Raw genomic sequence first — 1,182 nt, 5'->3', positions numbered from 1 at the left:
GTAGCCTTCACCCGGTAGGATCACTTGGTTGAGGCTGTTTAAAATATCTCCAATTTCGACATCTGCACCCAGTACAGTTGTTTGGCCGTGCAGTTGTAACGCCTTACCGAGCGACACTACATTCGCACCAGTTGCAGCAGCAACGGTCGGGTTATCCATAAAGACTTTCGATGGATTGGCAATGGCGTTGGTGTACCAGCCCCACTTGCGAGGGTCATTATTGCCTGGCGGTAAAATCACCCCATTGGCGTTGTCTTGTGAGCCGTCTGGGTAAGCGAGGAAGACGTTATCGAACGCGCCGGAATCTCGTACCTGCTTCAAGTGCGTCACGATGGCTCGTTTTTCTGACTCAGCAGAAAGGGAGGTGAGTGCTCGCTCTTTAGAGAGTAGCCAATCACTTACGTACTGGTTGTATGACGCGCTGGTGCTTTCCAGACGCTGGGCAACTTCCGCATCCAACCGTTGTAACGAATCTCGAAAAGACAAGCCTTCGACTAACACGCCCCCAAGGATGATGGCAGCACTGGCTGAGATAGCCAGTTTATTCTTCAGTGATAAATTTTTGAACATAGCAGCGATTAATAGATTTTTTGTACCCATGCGGCGTTAAGTGTCGGGCTTAATGCCCATTTACCTAAAGCGCGGGGTAGTTTGTTATTGGTTATTTTCATTCGTATATGATCCGGCGTCGTCGCTGAAAAGCGGTTTTGACGCCGAAATCATCGATTGATTATATTTTACTGCTCAAAATAAATACTGGCGCTATGTCGCGAATTTGAGCTTTATAAGAAATAAGAACCTAATACGAGAGCGGCTTGTTTTATGTATTTGTAAAGTAAGGATTTGTCGTGTTTTGTAAATGATAATTGATTTCATTAAGTAGTGATAAAGATCACATTTGAGTAGTAAATAATCCATTAAAAATGTGAAGGTCATGGAACGAGGATTATATTGATCGGCTTAATCATAGTTATGGGCAATAGTTATGCGCAGTATATTGTTAGTCCCCGCGTTATTGTTGTCAGGGTGTGCTCTGACACAACAATCCACGCCGATTCAGCCTGATGCCAACTGGCACGTTAATCAGCTATCCAATGGAATGAAATACCACATCTATCCAACTCAAGACCAAGAAGTTTCGGTTCGTTTGGTGATGCACATTGGTTCGTTCCAAGAAGAAGC

At 44.7% G+C, this 1,182-nt stretch carries 1 protein-coding gene and 1 pseudogene; one reads left to right on the top strand and one right to left on the bottom strand.

The features are described from left to right. A pseudogene (locus R7035_RS25585) lies at positions 1–570 on the bottom strand (cache domain-containing protein); the annotation flags it as partial. 415 nt (positions 571–985) lie between these two features. Between R7035_RS25585 and R7035_RS25580 the strand changes: the two are divergent. Then, positions 986–1,182: hypothetical protein (locus tag R7035_RS25580; RefSeq protein WP_318146362.1), on the top strand; the 197-nt coding region annotated here is incomplete at its 3' end.

Origin of the sequence: Vibrio sp. 1731 (assembly GCF_033339955.1) — a bacterium.
Lineage (GTDB): Bacteria > Pseudomonadota > Gammaproteobacteria > Enterobacterales > Vibrionaceae > Vibrio > Vibrio alginolyticus.
This window is presented reverse-complemented; position numbering and strand designations above follow the sequence as displayed.